This is a genomic window from Aeromicrobium stalagmiti (genome assembly GCF_013283745.1).
In the GTDB taxonomy this organism is placed as follows: domain Bacteria; phylum Actinomycetota; class Actinomycetes; order Propionibacteriales; family Nocardioidaceae; genus Aeromicrobium; species Aeromicrobium stalagmiti.
The window spans coordinates 330,800-345,912 of the sequence record NZ_JABSTZ010000003.1; the positions used below are offsets into that span (position 1 = coordinate 330,800).

Below are 15,113 nucleotides of genomic sequence, written 5' to 3' on the forward strand. Positions count from 1 at the left end.
TTACACGCTCCGAAGAGCCACCACCGGTGAGGCTCGCCTCACCGGTGGACGGTGTCGCTCAGAACGTCTTGACGACGTAGACATCGCACGGCGCGTGGTGCGCGACATCGGTCGCCACGCTGCCGAGGATGCGGCCGATGCCCTGGACGCGACGGTTGCCGACCACGATCAGATCGGCCCCGATGTCCTTGGCGACCTGCACGAGCGCGTCGCCCGGCTTGCCGTGGGCCAGGCTGACGTGCACCTCGGGCGTGATGCCGTTGAGCGACCGGGCGACCTCGTTGGCGATCGCCTCGGCCTGCTCCCCCGGAGTCATGAGCCGGACGTCGCCGATCACGACCTCGTCGTCGAAGCGGGTCTTCTCGTCGACCGCGGTGACGATGTGCAGTCGCGCGCCCGTGCTGGCGGCCAGCTCTGCTGCGGTCTGGGCGGCCTTGCGGGCGCTGTCGCTGCCGTCGACTCCGACGAGAATGATCTTGGGCATGGTGGGTCTCCTGATCGATCGGCCCTCAGCGTACCGACCAGCCGCCCCGGCGTCAGCCGAGCGACGCGCCGACGGCCTCGCCCACCAGGTAGGTGAGGCCGGCCGCTGCGCCACCCAGCACCAGCTGGCGGATGCCACCGAACCACCAGGTGCGGGCCGTGACCCGCGTGACGACCGCACCGCAGGCGAACAGACCGATCAGCGACAGGACGATAGCGGGCCATGCCGTCTCGATGCCGACGAGGTAGGACAGCAGCGGGATGACGGCGCCGATCGCGAACGACACGAACGACGAGCCGGCCGCGAGCATGGGGGACGCCAGGTCGTCGGTGTCGACGCCGAACTCTTCGCGGGCGTGCACCTTGACCGCGTTCTCCGGGTCCTGGTGCACCTCGCGCGCCATCTCGCGGGCGGTGTCCTCGTCGATGCCCTTGTCGACGAACATCGCCGCGAGCTCGGCCTCCTCGGCGCGCTCGTTGGTCAGGATCTCGTGACGCTCGATGTCGACCTGCTTGAGCGCGAACTCCCGCTGGCTCGCGACGGAGGTGTACTCCCCCGCTGCCATCGAGAAGGCGCCTGCGGCCAGGCCCGCGAGACCGGCCAGCACGACCGGCTTGGTGTCGGAGGCCGTGCTGCCACCCACGACGCCCATCATCAGGGCGAAGTTGGAGACCAGACCGTCCATCGCGCCGAAGACGGCCGGCCGGAGCCAGCCGCCCGTCACGTCGGGGTGCTCGTGCTCGATCTTGGCGGGGTCCGGCAGGGGTTCCTGGACGTCGGTCATGAGGCAAATTTATGCCTTCGACCAGCCCTCCGTCATCGAAGGTCAGGCTGTCCTGCCTCGGGGTCGCGACGCGCGAAGGCGCTCCGGCGGGGTCAGTCCTTCTCGGCCCTGACCTCGTCGTCGACGTCAGCGTCCACGGCGCCCTCGCCGTCGGCGTCGTCCTCGACCGGCACCTCGTCGTGGTCGACGTCCTCGGTCGCAGCCTTGCGGCGTCCGGCAAGCACGAAGTAGGCGAGCGCGAGCAGGAACACGATCATCGACGTGAACACGTTGATGCGGATCTCCATGCCGAACAGCGGCACGTGGTTGGCGGTGTCGATGCGCAGCTGCTCGATCCAGAAGCGGCCGGCGGTGTAGAGCATCGCGTAGAGCGCGAAGGCCCGCCCACCGGTCAGCTTGTACCTGCGGTCGATCGCGATGATCAGCGCGGCCGCCGCGAGGTTCCACAGCAGCTCGTAGAGGAACGTCGGCTGGAACGTCTCGGAGGTCAGGTAGCCGGCGGGCCGGTTCTCCGGCGAGATCTCAAGCGCCCACGGCAGGTCGCTGGGCTTGCCGAAGAGCTCCTGGTTGAAGTAGTTGCCGAGCCGGCCGATGGCCTGGGCCACGAGCAGCCCGGGGGCGAGGGCGTCCGCGAGCATCGAGAACGAGACGCCGTAGCGGCGGCAGGCGATGTAGGCGCCGAGCGCGCCGCCGGCGATGGCACCCCAGATGCCGAGCCCGCCCTTCCAGATCAGGAAGGCGTCGAGCGCGTTGCGGTCGGCCCCGAAGTAGAGCTCGGGGTCGGTGATGACGTGATAAATGCGGGCACCGACGATGCCGAACGGGATCGCCCAGATCGCGACGTCGCCGACCAGACCGGCCCGGCCCCCGCGTGCCTGGAAGCGTCGCTCGCCCATCCAGATCGCGACGAGGGCGCCGATGATGATGCCGAGTGCGTAGGCGCGCAGCGGCAGCGGCCCGAGGTTCCAGACACCTTGGGACGGGCTCGGGATGTACGACAGCACGGGTTATGTCCTCTCGACGCCGGCGCGCAGGTCCTGCGCCAGGGTGCGGATCGCCTCGAGCCCGGCGGACTCGGTCGGGGCGTCCAGTAGACAGCGTACGAGGGCGGACCCCACGATGACCGCGTCGGCGTAGGCGGCGATCTCGTGGGCCTGTGCTCCGTTGGACACGCCGAGACCGACGCCGACCGGCTTGTCGGTGACCTTCTTGACCCGGGCGACGAGCTCCTCGCCCAGCGAGCTGGTCTGGTCACGGGCACCCGTGACGCCCATGACCGCGGTGGCGTAGACGAAGCCGCTCGCGGCATCGACCGTCATCTCGAGTCGCTCGTCGGTGGACGACGGCGCGACCAGGAAGATCCGGTCGAGGCCGTTCTTCTGTGACGCCGCGATCCACTCGTCGGCCTCGTCGGGGATCAGGTCGGGCGTGATGAGCCCCGACCCGCCGGCCGCGGCGAGGTCGTCGGCGAACCGTTCGACGCCGTAGCGCTCGACGGGGTTCCAGTAGGTCATGACGACGGTCGGGGCGCCGGTCGCCGCGCTCGCCCGGACGACGTCGATGACGTCCGTCGTGCGCGACCCGGCGGCGAGCGCCTGCTCCGCGGCGGCCTGGATGACGGGACCGTCCATGACGGGGTCGCTGTAGGGCAGCCCCACCTCGACCAGGTCGACTCCGCCGTCGACCATCGCCTCGATCGCCTTGATCGACAGCTCCTTGGTCGGGAAGCCTGCCGGCAGGTAGCCGACGAGCACGGCCCTGTCCTCGGCCCGGGCCTTCGCGAAGACGTCAGCGATCGCCCCGCTCACTCCTCGACTCCCTGCTCGAGCACGACGGGCTCGTCGATGAGGCCGAAGTACTCCGCCGCCGTGTGGACGTCCTTGTCACCGCGACCCGACAGGTTGACCAGGATCGTGGCGTCGGGGCCGAGCTCCTTGGCCAGGTCGAGTGCACCCGCCAGGGCGTGCGCAGTCTCGATCGCCGGGATGATGCCCTCGGTCTTGCACAGCAGGTCGAAGGCCGCCATGGCCTCGTCGTCGGTGGCCGGCACGTACTGCGCGCGACCGATGTCGGCGAGGAAGGAGTGCTCCGGACCGACACCCGGGTAGTCCAGACCCGCCGAGATCGAGTGCGACTCGACGGTCTGCCCGTCCTCGTCCTGCAGCAGGAACGAGCGCGCACCGTGCAGGACGCCGACGTCGCCGCCGGTGATCGTGGCCGCGTGGCGACCGGTGTCGACGCCGTCGCCGCCGGCCTCGACGCCGACGAGTCGCACGTCGGCGTCGTCGATGAACGCCGTGAACAGGCCGATCGCGTTGGAGCCACCACCGACGCACGCGACGGCTGCGTCGGGCAGCTTGCCGTCAAGCTTGAGCACCTGCTCGCGCGCCTCGTCTCCGATGCCGCGCGTCAGATCACGCACCATGCTCGGGAACGGGTGCGGGCCGGCGGCCGTGCCGAACAGGTAGGACGTCGTGTCGACGCTCGCGACCCAGTCGCGCAGGGCCTCGTTGATGGCGTCCTTGAGCGTGCGGCTGCCGCTGGTGACCGACACGACCTCGGCTCCCAGCATCCGCATCCGGGCGACGTTGAGCGCCTGACGCTCGGTGTCGACCTCGCCCATGTAGACGGTGCACTCCAGGTCGAGATAGGCGCACGCGGTCGCCGAGGCGACGCCGTGCTGGCCGGCGCCGGTCTCGGCGATCGCCCGGGGCTTGCCGATCCGCTTGGCCAGGAGCGCCTGACCGATGACGTTGCGGATCTTGTGCGCGCCGGTGTGGTTGAGGTCCTCGCGCTTGAGCAGGATGCGGGCACCGGCAGCCTCCGAGAAGCGGTGCGCCTCGTAGAGGGGGCTCGGGACGTTGGCGTACTCGCGCAGCATCCGGTTGAGCTCGGCCATGAAGGCCGGGTCAGACTTGGCATCGGTCCACGCGTGGTCGAGCTCGTCGAGCGGGGCGACCAGCGCCTCGGGCATGAACCGGCCGCCGAAGCGTCCGAAGTGTCCGGTGGTGTCAGGTTGTGCGTACGTCATGGTTCCTCAGAGGTCAGAGCAGCGGTGGGTGGTCGAAGGCGCGTCACCGCAGCACGGTGACGCCACTACCAGCGGTGCTGCAGAGCCGGATGGGCACCGGCTGCGACGAGGTCAGCGACGCTGGCTCGCGGGTCGTCGCCACGCACCAGGGTCTCGCCGACGAGCACGACGTGGGCGCCGGACTTGGCGTAGTCGATGACGTCGCGAGGTCCGCGGACACCCGAGGCGGCGACCTTGACGGCCGTGTCGGGGATCAGCGGCGAGAGGCGCTCGAAGGTGCCTCGGTCGACCTCGAGCGTCTTGAGGTTGCGGGCGTTGACGCCGATCAGGTCGGCTCCGGCGTCGACGGCTCGCTCGACCTCGGCCTCGTCGTTGACCTCGACCAGCGGGGTCAGACCGATCGAGCGCGCACGCTCGATGAGGCTCTCGAGGGCGATCTGCTCGAGCGCCGCGACGATCAGCAGCGCCATGTCGGCACCGGCGGCCCGGGCCTCCCACAGCTGGTAGGAGGTCGTGATGAAGTCCTTGCGGAGCACCGGGATGTCGACCGTGCCGCGCACGGCGCGCAGGTCGGCGAGCGTGCCACCGAAACGACGTTCCTCGGTCAGGACGCTGATGGCCGCGGCACCACCGGCGGCGTAGTCGGACGCGAGCGCAGCGGGGTCCTTGATCGTGGCCAGCTTGCCCTCGCTGGGACTCGAACGCTTGACCTCGGCGATGACCGAGACGCCGTCGGCGCGGAAGGCAGGCATCGGGTCGAGCGCCGGGTGCTGGCGCGACGCCTGGACCTTGAGCTCGTCCAGGCTGGTGGTCGCCATCCGGGTCTCGAGGTCCTCGGCCACACCGACCAGGATCTCGTCGAGCACTGACATGGATCCTCCTTGTGGTCGATGGTCCTGTGCTTCAAGAGTATCCCTCGCGCAGCGCACGCGATCCGGGGGTGCAGTACCCGTGGGTCACTATGCTCACGGCATGACCTGGACCGGCCCACCCGACGACGACCAGCCCGACGTCACCCCGGGCGACGAGGTGGCCGGCGCCACGCACCGTTTCGCCGTCTACAGCGTGGTGCTCGGGATCGGCGCGTTCGCAGCTCTCTACGTCTTCCCCTTCGGCTGTCTGGTGCTGGGGGTCCCGTCCATCACGACCGGCGTCCACGCCCGGCGCGAGATCGCGGCGTCCAAGGGCGAGCTGACCGGCGACTCCGCCGCCGTCATCGGCCTCACGATCGGCGGCGCGGCCCTCGTCACGGGCCTGCTGTCGTACCTGCTCGGCGCCTCGTCCCGCCTCTGAGCCCGGTCAGGGCGCCAGCCACGACCCCCATGGCGTGAGCCGGAAGACCCCGAAGAGCAGCATCACGACGATCACGGCGGCGCCCGTACGACCACCCACCACGATCATGCGGTCGCGGCGCCCCTGCGCCCTCCGCACGACCCACAGCAGCCAGGAAACGACGAGGACCACGACGAGGCCGACGGCGAGGGCGTTGCTGCTGAGCGCTCCCACGACGTCACCGCGTGTCAGGTCGTTGACCGCGCGCAGGCCTCCGCACCCGGGGCACGGCAGCCCGGTGACGGCCAGGAACGGGCAGTAGCCGTAGGAGCCTGCCCCGTGCGGATCGCGGAGGTGCAGCAGCGCGGCAGCCGCCAGCCCGACGGCCCCCACAGCGGCGGGAGCCAGGGCCGGCGAGCGGTCGAGCTGGTTCACGCTCGCAGCGCGACCGATCCGACGGTCTTGTCGTGCAGGGTCTGGTTGCGCTCGTCCCACAGCGGCCACAGGACGTCGATGAGTGCGACGCACGAGATGATGCCGAACAGGAACGACATGAGCCACCGGAGGAACCCGGTGCCGCCGCCGAGCAGCTGGCCCGTGTCGCCGTGGACGATACGGATGCCGACGACCTGCTTGCCGAGGCTCTGGCCCCGGGTGCCGACGCGGACGCCGCGGTTCCAGATGTCGAAACCGACGTAGAACAGCACCGAGAGAATCATGATGATGATGCCCGCCGGCTCGACTCCCCCGGTGATCTCGTCGGTCAAGGGGTCCGTCTCGGCGTTGGCGAAGGCGATCACCGCACCCACGATGAACGGGATCAGGAAGACCCCGAGCGTGATCAGTCCGTCCAGCAGCGACGCACCGACGCGTGACCACCACGAGGCGAGCTGACCGGAGCCCTGGCCGTGTCCGGGCGCTGGTGCGTAGCCCGGGGCCGGCGGGTAACCGCCAGGCTGCTGGCCGTAGCCCGGCGGCGGGTAGCCCGGCGCCTGGCCGTAGCCCGGAGCCTGGCCGTAGCCAGGGGACGGCGGAGCCTGGCCCCACGACGGGGGCTCCTGGCCGTAGGCCGGCGGCCGAGGCGCCTGCCCATAGCCCGGAGGCGGCGAGCCCTGGGGCGACTGGGGTGACTGGGGCGGAACAGGACGCCCCTCGGAGTCGTCTCCGGGATACTGCGGATACTGCGGCTGGTCAGTCACGGCTGGTCCCCGGTTCGGTCGTCGAGCGTCGTGGTGGGGTCAGTGATCGGCGCGGTCGGCGCCGTACCCGGCCGCGGCCATGGCGTAGCCGACGACACCCGCGGCGAGGGCGATGACGGTGCCGATCGTGAAGAGGATCCAGTTGGGATCGGGGATCAAGGCGACGCCGCCGATCGTGATGCCGACCAGACACATGATGACTCCGGTCCAGGCGGCTGGCGATGATCCGTGCATGGGGCGACTCTCCTCGACGTGGTGGACTCGGCATGGTGCGGGCCGAGCCCCAGACTACTGGGTGGGATCCTGCCCCTCGTCCATCGCCTTCCACATGTCGCTGTCGGAGACGGGCTCCGACGAGGCGGCTCGAGCAGCCGGCGCGTCGTAGCGGCTGCTCATCCCGGGCCAGGCCGCCGCCCAGCGGATCGTCGCCGCGCCGAGCAGGAAGGCGATGACGAACGCCAGCACGGCCACGAAGTACCACGGCGAGGACGAGATGTCGCCGATCGACTCGGGCCCGGTGAAGGCGGGCGACTTCTCCGCCGCCGCGCTCACGGCCCGGTCGATGCTCGAGCTTCCCGGCCGCGGGGCGACGACGATCGCCAGGACCGACACGAGCATCGTCAGGGCGCCGACCACGCGGCGCATCCGACGGCCGGAGGCGAGGACGGCGAGCGCCGCCGTGACGACGACGAGCGCCAGCGCCGACACCAGCGGCTCGGCGTCAGAGCCCGTGACGCCGACGGTCGCCGACGGCAGCCCGTCCGACGACAGCCGGGTGTCGGCCCACGTGCGGGAGGCCGCGAAGAAGGCCAGTCCGCCGGCGGCCAGGGTGGCGAGCACGACGGGCCCGTAGAGCCGTCGCGGCGTCACAGCAGGCGGTCCGCGTCGAAGCAGGTCTGGTCGCCCGTGTGGCAGGCCGGTCCGGTCTGGTCGACCACGACGAGCAACGTGTCGCCGTCGCAGTCGAGTCGAACCTCACGGACCGCCTGGGTGTGCCCGGACGTCTCGCCCTTGACCCAGTAGGACTGGCGGCTGCGGCTCCAGAACGTGCCACGGCCCGTGGTGAGGGTGCGGTGCAGCGCCTCGTCGTCCATCCAGCCCACCATCAGGACGTCGCGGCTGGTGGCGTCCTGGACCACGGCGGGCACCAGGCCGTCGGCGTCGCGCTTGAGACGGTCGGCGATGGCGGGGTCGAGGGAGGTCACGGTGTCCAGTGTCTCAGGTGTCATGACGTGGGCTCGGTGACGGCGTCGTGGGCGGACATCGACGCCTGCGCGACCCAGCTCGCGTGCAGGCGTGCATAGATGCCACCGGCGTCGACGAGCTCGGCGTGGGTGCCGTCCTCGACGAGCCGTCCGGCGTCGAACACCAGCACCCGGTCGGCGTTCTCGGCCGTCGACAGGCGGTGGGCGATCGTGACGCTCGACCGGCCTTCGAGCAGCGTGTCGAGCGCGCGGGTGGCGCGCAGCTCGGTCTGCGGATCGACGGCGCTCGTGGCCTCGTCGAGCACGATCAGCGCCGGATCGGCGAGGGCCGAGCGGACGAGGGCGACGAGCTGCCGCTCCCCCGCCGACAGCGACTCCCCGCGCTGACCGACACGGGTGTCCAGGCCGTGGGGCAGGCTCGCGAACCAGTCGACGAGCCCGAGGTCCTCGACTGCCGCGGTCAGCTCGTGGTCGGTCGCGTCCTGGCGCCCGTAGAGCAGGTTGTCGCGCAGCGTGGCGTCGAACAGGAAGCCCTCCTGCGGCACCATCAGCACGTGCCGGCGCAGGTCGGCGAACGAGACCTCGCTGACGTCGTGCCAGCCGGCCGCGTCGGTGCCCAGGCTCACCGAGCCGGCGGTCGGGTCCATCAGCCGGGTGAGGAGCTTGGCGAACGTGGTCTTGCCCGAGCCGGTCTCGCCGACGACGGCCACCCGCTGGCGCGGCGCGATCGTCACGTCGACGTCCTGCAGGACGTCGGGGCCGCCCGGGTAGGCGAAGCGGACTCCGTCGAACCGCGCACTGAGCGGCTCGTCGGGCAAGGACTCCCCCGCGGCACCCGGGTCGACGACGTCGGCGGGCGTGTCGAGCAGGTCGATCACGCGGCGCCACGAGGCGATGGCGTTCTGCGCGTCGGTCAGCACCTGGGTCGCGGTCTGCACCGGCCCGACGAACAGGCCGACGAGGAAGGCGAAGGCGATGACGGTGCCCATCGACAGGTCCCCGGCGACGCCGAGCACCACACCGAAGGCGAGCACTGCGCCGTTGGCGAGACCACCGGCGACACCCGACGACGCGAACGTGACGGCGACGAGCTTCTGTGCCTTGACGTTGGCGTCGAGGTTGCCCTGGATGCCGGTGTCGACGCGCTGCTGCGTACGACGCTCGATGGCGTACGCCCGCACGACCGACGCCCCGACGACGGGCTCGGCGATCACGGCGATCATCTCGCCGACCGTGCGCCGGACGATGTCGTAGGCGTCGCTGAGGCGCTGCGCGAACCACCGCAGGCTGATCGCCAGCGGCAGGAAGCAGACCAGGACGACGATCGTGAGCTGCCACGAGTAGTAGGCCATGATGATCGTCGCGACCAGGATCTGACCGAGGCTCACCACGATCTGGATGCCGGTGAACTGCAGGAACTGCGACACCTGGTCGATGTCGGAGGTCACGCGCGACACGAGCACGCCGCGACGCTCGGAGTTCTGCGTCAGCATCGACAGGTCGTGGACGTGGCGGAACGCGTCGACCCGCATCTGGGCCAGGCCTGTCTCGCTCGCGACGAACAGCCGGATGCGCATCCAGTAGGCCACGCCACCGGTGAAGAGGATCAGGACGGCGGCGATGGCCAGGAACCCGCCGATGTCGCCGACGCTGGTGTCGGCTCCGTCGCCGAGGCCCGAGTCGACGGTGCGCTGGATCAGGATGGGGATGACCGACCCGCCGACCGTGCTCAGGATCGCGAGCAGGATCGTCAGGCCGAGGCCGTCCTTGATGGCCGGCGAGAGGGCAAGACCGCGTCGGATGATCGCCGTGCCGCTCTCGCGGTTGCGATCGATCTCGGGGATGACGTTCTGGGTCATGACAGGGCCTCCCTCGCCTGGTCGTAGGCGTTGACGAGGTTGCTGTAGTCGCTCGAGCGAGCGACCAGCTCGTCGTGGCTGCCCCGGGCGGCGATCGCGCCCTCGTCGAGGAACACGACCTCGTCGGCCAGGGCGATCGTAGCCTTGCGGTAGGCCACGACCAGGACCGTCGGCCCCTCGCCGTCGGCCGTGCTGGCAGCGAGCGCCTTGAGGATGCGTTGCTCGACCTCGGGGTCGACGGCGCTGGTGGCGTCGTCCATCACGAGCAGTCGAGGACGCCGCACCAGGGCGCGCGCGAGCGACAGCCGCTGGCGCTGGCCGCCGGACAAGGTCGTGCCGCGCTCGCCGAGCTCGGAGTCGAGGCCCCGAGGCAACGCCGCGACGAAGTCGGCCGCCTGCACGGTGCGCAGGGCCGCCCACACCTCGTCGTCGGAGTAGTCGCCGCCGAGCGTGACGTTCTCGCGGACGCTGTCGTCGAACAGGAAGGTGCCCTGGGGCACCACGGCGATCGCACGGGCGAGCTCGTCGTGCGTGAGGTCGCGGATGTCGGTGCCGTCGACGCTGATGCGACCGGCCTGCGGGTCGACCAGGCGGCTCAGCAGCGACGTGAGCGTGCTCTTGCCGCTGCCGGTCGCCCCGACGACGGCGACGACCTGGCCGGGCTCGACCTCGAGCGAGATGTGTCGCAGCACGTCGCGGTCGGCGTCATCGAACCGGAACGTCAGGTCGTCGACGTCCAGCGACACGGCGCCGACGCCGGGCAGCGCACGGGGGCCGTACGGCATCGAGCCGCGCTCCTGCAGCACCGAGTCGACCCGTTCCCAGCTGACGACGCTACGGGGCAGCTCGCCCAGCACCCAGCCGATGGCACGCACCGGGAACGCGACCACGGTGAACAGGTAGGCGACCGAGACGACGTCGCCGGGGTCGGCCGCGCCGCTCGCGACCCGGCCGACACCCAGCACCACGACCAGGAGGATGCCGATGTTGGGCAGCGCCTCCAGCAGCGGGTCGAAGATGCTGCGGATGCGTCCGACCGCGATGTTGGCGTCGCGCAGCTCCTGGGAGACCTCGCGGAACCGGTCGGTCTCGTCGGCCTCGCGACCCAGGGACTTGACGACCAGCGCACCGTCGAACGACTCGTGCGCGACGGCGCTGACCGAGCCGCGCAGCGACTGTGCGTGGGCCACCTTGGGCGACAACCAGCGCTGGTAGAAGACGTTGATCACGAACAGGGCCGGGAACACGACCAGACCGACGAGGGTCAGGACGAGGTCGGCACGCACCATCTCGACGATCGCCGCGACCAGCATCGCGATGACGCCGATCGCCATGGGCAGGGGCATGAAGACCGCCCACGCACCCTCGACGTCGGCGTTGGCGTTGGACAGCAGCTGACCCGTGGGGTGCCGGTGGTGCCACGACATCGGCAGCGAGAGGTACTGCCGGGTGACCCGACGGCGGTACTCCGCGACGAGCCGGTAGTAGACGATGCCGCCGATGAGGCGGCGGGCGACGATGCCCAGCGCGCGCAGGATCGCAACCGCCATGAACAGGGCGATCGCCGCGACCAGCGCGCCCTCCGTGACGTCGCCGCGGGCGAACGACGGGCGGATGACGTGATCGGTGGCCCAGCCCAGCACGCGGGCGTCGGCGACGGTCATGAAGCCGAACAGCACGCTGCCGACGACCGACACCCAGAACAGGAACCGCTGCTCCTTGATGCCGCGCCCGAGCAGGGCGAAGCCGCGCCGGGTGATCTGGTCGGTCCGGGCGTCTCCGAGGTCTGACGTGTCAGGGCTAACGGACACGGTGTCCAGCAGCTCGCAAGGTCTCTTTCACCTGTCCGATGGTCAGGTCGCCGAAGTGGAACACACTCGCGGCGAGCACGGCGTCAGCGCCGGCCGCGATCGCTGCGGGGAAGTGATCGAGGCGTCCGGCGCCACCACTGGCGATCAGTGGCACCTGTGTAACGTCACGGACCGCCCGAATCATTTCCAGGTCGAAGCCGTCCTTGGTGCCATCGGCGTCCATCGAGTTGAGCAGGACCTCTCCCGCGCCGAGCTCCGTGGCACGTCGGGCCCACTCCACGGCGTCGAGACCTGCCGACGTACGCCCCCCGTGCGTCGTGACCTCGAAGCCGCTGGGCTGCTCGCTGCTGCGCCGCGCGTCGACGCTCAGCACCAGCACCTGGTTGCCGAAACGCTGCGCGATCTCGGCGATGACCTCGGGCCGGTTGATCGCGGCGGTGTTGATGCCGACCTTGTCGGCGCCCGACCGGAGCAGCCGGTCGACGTCGTCGGGCGTACGGACTCCCCCGCCGACCGTCAGCGGGATGAAGACCTGGTCGGCGGTCTTGCCGACGACGTCGAACGTCGTGCTGCGGCTGTCGGAGGACGCCGTGATGTCGAGGAAGGTGAGCTCGTCGGCCCCTTCGGCGTCATAGACCTTGGCCATCTCGACGGGATCGCCCGCATCACGCAGGTCGACGAAGTTGACGCCCTTGACGACGCGACCGTTGTCGACGTCCAGGCACGGGATCACACGGACGGCAAGACTCACCGCACGAGCCTATCGGTCGCCCCGAGGAGGTGGATTCGCAACGTCATCCACCGCGCCCAGGTGCCCCTGCCACCGCATCGAACGGCATGAGGTTGCAGGCGCACCTGCCCCGGAGCCGGACCCGTGGGAGAGGTTGTAGATCCACCTCCCGCGCGGCGAGGCGGGACCGATCAGCCGAGCTCGTCCTCCCGCCGGCGGCGTGTACGACGGGTCTCGGCGATCTTGTCCTCGATCGCCTCGATCCTCGACTCGGCGTTCAACCGGACCGACGCATAGCCGATGCCGACGCCAAGGGACGGGAAGATCGGCCAGAAGAAGTACGGTCCGCCGCTGGCGATGCTCGACACCACCCACACAGCGACCGACACCCCGCTCACGAACAGCCAGCCGTTGCGGGCGTCACGCAGCTCGCGCTCGTACTTCACGATCGCCTTGGCCCGCAGGTCGGCCGTGACGCCGGACGACACCCGTGTGACGGCGGACGGGAACAGGTCGGCGAGGAGCGGCAGGACCTCGCCGAGGGTGCGGACGCCGAGGGCGGTCGCGCTCCGCTCGTCGTACTCGCTGCGGGTCAGCCGGCCGTCGGCGTATGCCTCCCGCAGCGCGCCGGCCGCGACGTCGCGGTCAGCGTCCGAGGCTCTCAGGGTGGCCGAGGCGGGCACTCGGGGGTCGCCCGAGAAGGCCGCCCAGACCTCAGCCCCCACGGTTCGCCCCTCCGTGAACCGATGCCGTCTGCAGCCTGAACAGGATGCCCTCGCGTCCCTCGAACGAGACGCCATGGATCGAGGGCGCCCGGAGCACCTCGGAGAACCCGAGCTGTTCGTGCAGACGGATCGACGCCGCGTTCTCGGCCGAGGCGAAGTACCACGCCTCATCGGCACGCTGACCGATCCAGCCGAGCCGAGCGGCCGTGAGATCCCGGGCCAGGCCGGCCCGGCGGAACTCAGGGAGGACCGTGACTCCGGTCAGGTAGTGACCGGCCGGCGCTCGATCCTCCGGGTGCTCCTCCAGGACGTGGGCCTGGGCGAAGGCAGCGATCGTCCCACCGACGTCGGCGACGAGGAGAAGCCGTTCGCCCCGGACCGATCGATCGATCGTGTCGGCCCACTCCTCGGGCGTGCGCACCACGACCGTCATGTCGAAGGCCAGCAGGCCTGCCACGTCGGCAGGTGTCGCCGGCCGCAGCACGGCATCAACCACTACGCCCTCACGCCGCGCTCGCGGCTCGTAGGACGCGTAGTGGTGCCCCACGGTCACACCTCTTCGACGGCTGCCAGTGCCTCGGGGAGCGTGAACGCGCCGGCGTAAAGAGCCTTGCCGACGATCGAGCCCTCGACGCCGATGCCGGTGAGCGTCGCGATGTCGCGAAGGTCCTGCAGGCTCGAGACCCCGCCGGAGGCGACGACCGGCTTGTCGGTCTGCTCGCACACCTGGCGCAGCAGGTCGAGGTTGGGGCCGGTCAGCGTGCCGTCCTTGGTGACGTCGGTGACGACGTAGCGGGCGCAGCCGTCACGCTCGAGGCGAGCGAGCACCTCGAACAGGTCGCCGCCCTCCTCGGTCCAGCCGCGCGCCGCGAGGGTCGTGCCGCGGACGTCGAGGCCGACAGCGATCTGGTCGCCGAACTGCCCGACGACCTTGGCGCACCAGTCGGGGTTCTCCAGAGCCGCCGTGCCGAGGTTGACCCGCGTGCAGCCCGTCGCGAGCGCGGCCTCCAGCGACGCGTCGTCGCGGATGCCACCGGACAGCTCGACCTTCACGTCGAGACGCCCGACGACCTCGGCCAGCAGCTCGCGGTTGGAGCCCTTGCCGAAGGCTGCGTCGAGGTCGACGAGGTGGATCCACTCCGCCCCGTCGGTCTGCCACTGCAGGGCGGCGTCGAGGGGCGATCCGTACGCGGTCTCGCTGCCGAGCTCGCCCTGGACGAGGCGCACGGCCTGCCCATCGGCGACGTCGACGGCCGGGAGGAGTTCAAGAGTCACGATCGCGATGGTATCTGTCGGCCCGCCGATCTAGCGTGGCGGCATGAAGGTCATCCTGGTTCCCGGTTTCTGGTTCGACGCGTCGTCGTGGGACGCCGTGACGCCGCTGCTGCAACAGTCCGGCCACGACGTGACTGCCCTGACCCTGCCCGGCCTCGCGTCGGTCGACATCGACCGCAGCGACATCGGGCTCGCCGAGCACGTCGCAGCGGTGGTCGAGCAGGTCGACGCGGCGGGTGAACCGGTCGTGCTGGTCGGCAGCAGCTTTGCCGGCAAGCTGGTGCAGATCGTCACCGACGAACGGCCCGAGTCGGTCGCCCTGGTGGTCTACGTCGACTCGCTGCCCAAGCCCGTCGATGCTGAGGCAGCTGACGAGCCGGCCGGCGCCGACATCGCGTTCTCGTGGGACGAGCTGACACCCGACGAGCAGCGCGACCTCACGCCCGACCAACGGTCGACGATCGAGCGCACGGCCGTTCCCTACCCCGCCCGGGTCGTCCGTGACGGCTGGGTCATGGCCGACGACCGCCGCTACGCCGTCCGCAGCCTCGTGGTCGCCACTGGTTTCACGTCCACCGACCTCGAGCAGTGGCGAGCCGACTACCCGGGCGTCGGCGATGAGCTCGACGCCCACACCGACCTGACGATCGTCGAGCTGCCGACGAGCCACTGGCCCCAGATCACGACCCCGCACGAGCTCGTCGAGACCATCCTCGACGCGATGCCGTGACCGCGATG

General features: G+C 70.6%; 19 protein-coding genes and 1 pseudogene. 2 read left to right on the top strand and 18 right to left on the bottom strand.

The annotated features are described in order from the left end of the window. Nucleotides 1-58: 58 nt before the first annotated feature. From HQK15_RS13955 to trpC, 6 genes are all read right to left on the bottom strand, one after another. Nucleotides 59-484, bottom strand: a complete 426-nt coding sequence (locus tag HQK15_RS13955) for a universal stress protein (RefSeq protein WP_173492084.1) — start codon at nucleotides 482-484, stop codon at nucleotides 59-61. Between the two features lie 52 nt (nucleotides 485-536). Then, complete coding sequence (locus HQK15_RS13960) at nucleotides 537-1,268, bottom strand: VIT1/CCC1 transporter family protein (protein WP_173492085.1); 732 nt, start codon at nucleotides 1,266-1,268, stop codon at nucleotides 537-539. 92 nt (nucleotides 1,269-1,360) lie between these two features. After that, nucleotides 1,361-2,272: a prolipoprotein diacylglyceryl transferase gene (lgt, locus tag HQK15_RS13965; protein ID WP_173492086.1), complete on the bottom strand. Its 912-nt coding sequence runs from the start codon at nucleotides 2,270-2,272 to the stop codon at nucleotides 1,361-1,363. Nucleotides 2,273-2,275: 3 nt separating this feature from the next. Continuing rightward, nucleotides 2,276-3,076: a tryptophan synthase subunit alpha gene (trpA, locus tag HQK15_RS13970; RefSeq protein ID WP_367649186.1), complete on the bottom strand. Its 801-nt coding sequence runs from the start codon at nucleotides 3,074-3,076 to the stop codon at nucleotides 2,276-2,278. Beyond that, entirely contained in the window at nucleotides 3,073-4,299 is a 1,227-nt protein-coding gene (gene trpB / locus HQK15_RS13975) for a tryptophan synthase subunit beta (RefSeq protein WP_173492087.1), read from the bottom strand. Before trpB ends, trpA begins: the two co-directional genes overlap by 4 nt. A gap of 65 nt (nucleotides 4,300-4,364) precedes the next feature. After that, nucleotides 4,365-5,171: an indole-3-glycerol phosphate synthase TrpC gene (gene trpC / locus HQK15_RS13980; protein WP_173492088.1), complete on the bottom strand. Its 807-nt coding sequence runs from the start codon at nucleotides 5,169-5,171 to the stop codon at nucleotides 4,365-4,367. A gap of 100 nt (nucleotides 5,172-5,271) precedes the next feature. Between trpC and HQK15_RS13985 the strand changes: the two genes are divergently transcribed. After that, nucleotides 5,272-5,592: a hypothetical protein gene (locus tag HQK15_RS13985; RefSeq protein WP_173492089.1), complete on the top strand. Its 321-nt coding sequence runs from the start codon at nucleotides 5,272-5,274 to the stop codon at nucleotides 5,590-5,592. Nucleotides 5,593-5,598: 6 nt separating this feature from the next. Here the strand turns inward: HQK15_RS13985 and HQK15_RS18640 are convergent, their stop codons facing one another. From HQK15_RS18640 to priA, 12 genes and pseudogenes are all read right to left on the bottom strand, one after another. Next, the gene (locus HQK15_RS18640; protein WP_217361671.1) at nucleotides 5,599-6,006 is read right to left on the bottom strand and encodes a DUF2752 domain-containing protein; all 408 of its coding nucleotides are present in this window, start codon (nucleotides 6,004-6,006) and stop codon (nucleotides 5,599-5,601) included. Then, on the bottom strand, nucleotides 6,003-6,770 hold the full coding sequence (locus HQK15_RS19155) for an RDD family protein (protein ID WP_173492090.1): 768 nt from the start codon (nucleotides 6,768-6,770) through the stop codon (nucleotides 6,003-6,005). Before HQK15_RS19155 ends, HQK15_RS18640 begins: the two co-directional genes overlap by 4 nt. Before the next feature lie 39 nt (nucleotides 6,771-6,809). Further along, nucleotides 6,810-7,004, bottom strand: coding sequence for an HGxxPAAW family protein (locus HQK15_RS14000; RefSeq protein WP_173492091.1), 195 nt, complete (start codon nucleotides 7,002-7,004; stop codon nucleotides 6,810-6,812). A 54-nt stretch (nucleotides 7,005-7,058) separates the two neighbouring features. Further along, nucleotides 7,059-7,610 carry a Trp biosynthesis-associated membrane protein gene (locus HQK15_RS14005; RefSeq protein ID WP_173492092.1) on the bottom strand — a complete coding sequence of 184 codons (552 nt, stop codon included), beginning with the start codon at nucleotides 7,608-7,610 and terminating at the stop codon, nucleotides 7,059-7,061. 26 nt (nucleotides 7,611-7,636) lie between these two features. Next, on the bottom strand, nucleotides 7,637-7,999 hold the full coding sequence (hisI, locus tag HQK15_RS14010; RefSeq protein ID WP_173492093.1) for a phosphoribosyl-AMP cyclohydrolase: 363 nt from the start codon (nucleotides 7,997-7,999) through the stop codon (nucleotides 7,637-7,639). Next, nucleotides 7,996-9,834: an ABC transporter ATP-binding protein gene (locus HQK15_RS14015; RefSeq protein ID WP_173492094.1), complete on the bottom strand. Its 1,839-nt coding sequence runs from the start codon at nucleotides 9,832-9,834 to the stop codon at nucleotides 7,996-7,998. The genes hisI and HQK15_RS14015 overlap by 4 nt, the downstream gene beginning before the upstream one ends. After that, nucleotides 9,831-10,619: an ABC transporter ATP-binding protein gene (locus HQK15_RS19235; protein ID WP_437340253.1), complete on the bottom strand. Its 789-nt coding sequence runs from the start codon at nucleotides 10,617-10,619 to the stop codon at nucleotides 9,831-9,833. Before HQK15_RS19235 ends, HQK15_RS14015 begins: the two co-directional genes overlap by 4 nt. Before the next feature lie 150 nt (nucleotides 10,620-10,769). After that, a pseudogene (locus HQK15_RS19240) lies at nucleotides 10,770-11,498 on the bottom strand (ABC transporter transmembrane domain-containing protein); the annotation flags it as partial. Between the two features lie 136 nt (nucleotides 11,499-11,634). Then, a complete protein-coding gene (hisF, locus tag HQK15_RS14025) occupies nucleotides 11,635-12,396 on the bottom strand; it encodes an imidazole glycerol phosphate synthase subunit HisF (RefSeq protein WP_173492096.1) in 762 nt (253 codons plus the stop codon). A 170-nt stretch (nucleotides 12,397-12,566) separates the two neighbouring features. Beyond that, nucleotides 12,567-13,100, bottom strand: a complete 534-nt coding sequence (locus tag HQK15_RS14030; RefSeq protein WP_173492097.1) for a DUF1707 SHOCT-like domain-containing protein — start codon at nucleotides 13,098-13,100, stop codon at nucleotides 12,567-12,569. Next, nucleotides 13,090-13,647 carry a GNAT family N-acetyltransferase gene (locus tag HQK15_RS14035; protein ID WP_173492098.1) on the bottom strand — a complete coding sequence of 186 codons (558 nt, stop codon included), beginning with the start codon at nucleotides 13,645-13,647 and terminating at the stop codon, nucleotides 13,090-13,092. Before HQK15_RS14035 ends, HQK15_RS14030 begins: the two co-directional genes overlap by 11 nt. A gap of 2 nt (nucleotides 13,648-13,649) precedes the next feature. Then, a complete protein-coding gene (gene priA, locus HQK15_RS14040) occupies nucleotides 13,650-14,375 on the bottom strand; it encodes a bifunctional 1-(5-phosphoribosyl)-5-((5-phosphoribosylamino)methylideneamino)imidazole-4-carboxamide isomerase/phosphoribosylanthranilate isomerase PriA (RefSeq protein WP_173492099.1) in 726 nt (241 codons plus the stop codon). Nucleotides 14,376-14,418: 43 nt separating this feature from the next. Here priA and HQK15_RS14045 point away from each other — a divergent pair, with 43 nt between their 5' ends. Further along, complete coding sequence (locus HQK15_RS14045; protein WP_173492100.1) at nucleotides 14,419-15,105, top strand: alpha/beta fold hydrolase; 687 nt, start codon at nucleotides 14,419-14,421, stop codon at nucleotides 15,103-15,105. Nucleotides 15,106-15,113 lie beyond the last annotated feature (8 nt).

Coding starts and splice junctions, on each gene's coding strand:
- trpC (WP_173492088.1), bottom strand. CDS start 5,171: ATGTCAGTGCTCGACGAGATCCTGGTCGGTGTGGCCGAGGACCTCGAG.
- HQK15_RS14015 (WP_173492094.1), bottom strand. CDS start 9,834: ATGACCCAGAACGTCATCCCCGAGATCGATCGCAACCGCGAGAGCGGC.
- HQK15_RS14000 (WP_173492091.1), bottom strand. CDS start 7,004: ATGCACGGATCATCGCCAGCCGCCTGGACCGGAGTCATCATGTGTCTG.
- HQK15_RS13985 (WP_173492089.1), top strand. CDS start 5,272: ATGACCTGGACCGGCCCACCCGACGACGACCAGCCCGACGTCACCCCG.
- hisI (WP_173492093.1), bottom strand. CDS start 7,999: ATGACACCTGAGACACTGGACACCGTGACCTCCCTCGACCCCGCCATC.
- HQK15_RS14045 (WP_173492100.1), top strand. CDS start 14,419: ATGAAGGTCATCCTGGTTCCCGGTTTCTGGTTCGACGCGTCGTCGTGG.
- trpB (WP_173492087.1), bottom strand. CDS start 4,299: ATGACGTACGCACAACCTGACACCACCGGACACTTCGGACGCTTCGGC.
- HQK15_RS13955 (WP_173492084.1), bottom strand. CDS start 484: ATGCCCAAGATCATTCTCGTCGGAGTCGACGGCAGCGACAGCGCCCGC.
- HQK15_RS13960 (WP_173492085.1), bottom strand. CDS start 1,268: ATGACCGACGTCCAGGAACCCCTGCCGGACCCCGCCAAGATCGAGCAC.
- HQK15_RS19235 (WP_437340253.1), bottom strand. CDS start 10,619: ATGCCGTACGGCCCCCGTGCGCTGCCCGGCGTCGGCGCCGTGTCGCTG.